We start from the raw sequence: 2020 nt of genomic DNA, 5'->3' as shown, positions 1-2020 counted from the left end.
CCCGACCCTCGCTGACGCGAGGCCCACCCTCCCCCGCAGAGGGGGGAAGGGACGCGCCTGGGGTTGGCCTTGGCCCCAATCCCAAAAAAACCAACCGAGGATCCTGCCGATGGATGGCCATTTCTCCGGCTACGCCAGCGTGTTCGGCGTGCCCGATCTCGGCCGCGACGTGGTGGTGCCGGGCGCGTTCGCGACCAGCCTGGCCCGGCGCGGGGCAGCGGGGGTGAGGCTGCTGTTCCAGCACGATCCGGCCGAGCCGATCGGGCGCTGGCTGTCGCTCCGGGAGGATGCCCGCGGCCTGTTCGCCGAGGGGCAGCTCAACCTCGCAGTGCAGCGCGCCCGGGAGATCGACGCGCTGATGCGCGGCGGCGGCCTCGACGGGCTGTCGATCGGCTTCCGCACCCTGTTGGCCCGCAAGGGCGCGGCCGGCGAGCGCCGGCTTCAGCGGGTCGACCTCTGGGAGATCTCCCTGGTGACCTTCCCGCTGCAGCCGCAGGCCCGGGCGAGCCCGGATCGCACCCCGTCGGCCGAGGAGATCCGCGGCCTCGCCCGGAAGATCGCTCCCAACCCCGCCGCCTGCCGCGCCCCTTGCCCGCGCCCGGCGGCCCGGTCCCGCTTCACCCACCCCAGCCACGAGGTCGTTCGATGATGTCTCACACCACCGCGCTGTCGAGCCCCGCCCCGGAGACCAAGGCCGCGCTGCCCGGCCTGGAGAACAAGGCCGGCCGCCCCGGGGCCGAACCGGTCCAGCCGGCGCTGGACGAACTCGCCACCGCCTTCGAGGCGTTCAAGGAGACCAACGAGACCCGCATCGCCCAGATCGAGGGCCGGCTCGGCACCGACGTGCTCACCGAGGAGAAGCTCGCCCGGATCGACGCGGCGCTGGACGCCGCCCGCACCCGGCTCGAGCGGATCGGCCTCGACCGCGCCCGGCCGGCGCTCGGCCAGCCGGGACCCCGGGAGGATGGGGCCGCGCAGGAGCACAAGGCGGCCTTCGACCTCTACGTCCGGGCCGGCGAGAGCGCGGGGCTCAAGCGTCTGGAGGCCAAGGCCCTGTCGGCCGGCTCGGGGCCAGACGGCGGCTATCTCGTGCCGCAGACCATCGAGCGGACCGTGCTCGCGCGCCTCGCGCAGGTCTCGCCGATCCGGTCCATCGCCAGCGTGCAGCAGATCTCGGGCGCCCAGTACAAGCGCGCCGCCGCGGTCGGCGCCCCGGTGACCGGCTGGGTCGCCGAGACCGCGCCGCGTCCCGGCACCGACGGGCCGGTCCTGTCCGAGATCGCGTTCCCGGCCATGGAGCTCTACGCCATGCCGGCCGCGACCCAGACGCTGCTGGACGATGCCGTGGTCGATCTCGACGCGTGGCTCTCCGCCGAGGTCGAGATGGCGTTCGCGGAGCAGGAGGGGGTGGCCTTCGTCACCGGCAACGGCGCCAGCCGCCCGCGCGGCTTCCTGAGCTACGACACCGTGCCCAACACCGCCTGGGTGCCGGGCAAGCTCGGCGTCGTCGCCACCGGGGCGGCCGGGGCGTTCCCGTCGACCAACCCGTCCGACGTGCTGTTCGACCTAGTCTACGCCCTGCGTGCGGGCTACCGCCAGAATGCCGGCTTCGTGATGAACCGGCGGACCCAGAGCGCGATCCGCAAGTTCAAGGACGCGCAGGGCAACTACCTCTGGCACCAGCCGCTCACGGCCGCCCAATCCGCGACGCTGATCGGCTTCCCCGTAACGGAGGCGGAGGCGATGCCGGAGATCGCGGCGGGCAGCCTGTCGGTGGCGTTCGGCGACTTCCGCCGGGGCTACCTGGTGGTAGACCGCACAGGCCTGCGGGTGCTGCGCGACCCGTACTCGGCCAAGCCCTACGTGCTGTTCTACACCACCAAGCGCGTCGGCGGCGGGGTGCAGGATTTCGATGCGATCAAGGTTCTGAAGTTTGGGTGAGCCTTGGCGTGGCTGACAGGCGCGTCGAATCCTCCCCCCTTTGCGGGGGAGGGTGGCGCCTGCGTCAGCAGGGGGCGGG

The 2020-nt window shown here is 73.0% G+C and carries 2 protein-coding genes; both read left to right on the top strand.

Translation table 11 applies throughout. The features are described 5' to 3' along the window. The first annotated feature begins 109 nt into the window (after positions 1–109). Entirely contained in the window at positions 110–649 is a 540-nt protein-coding gene (locus tag FV242_RS33700; protein ID WP_147941997.1) for an HK97 family phage prohead protease, read from the top strand. Continuing rightward, a complete protein-coding gene (locus FV242_RS33695; protein ID WP_147941998.1) occupies positions 649–1941 on the top strand; it encodes a phage major capsid protein in 1293 nt (430 codons plus the stop codon). Before FV242_RS33700 ends, FV242_RS33695 begins: the two co-directional genes overlap by 1 nt. The last annotated feature ends 79 nt before the right edge of the window (positions 1942–2020 follow it).

The organism is Methylobacterium sp. WL64 (assembly GCF_008039945.1).
Taxonomy (GTDB): domain Bacteria; phylum Pseudomonadota; class Alphaproteobacteria; order Rhizobiales; family Beijerinckiaceae; genus Methylobacterium.
The sequence above is the reverse complement of the archived record's forward strand: the minus strand, read 5'-3'. Positions and strand labels throughout refer to the sequence as shown.

Bases quoted from the DNA above. Each gene is read 5' to 3' on its own strand.
- FV242_RS33700 (WP_147941997.1), top strand. From the start codon at position 110: ATGGATGGCCATTTCTCCGGCTACGCCAGCGTGTTCGGCGTGCCCGAT.
- FV242_RS33695 (WP_147941998.1), top strand. From the start codon at position 649: ATGTCTCACACCACCGCGCTGTCGAGCCCCGCCCCGGAGACCAAGGCC.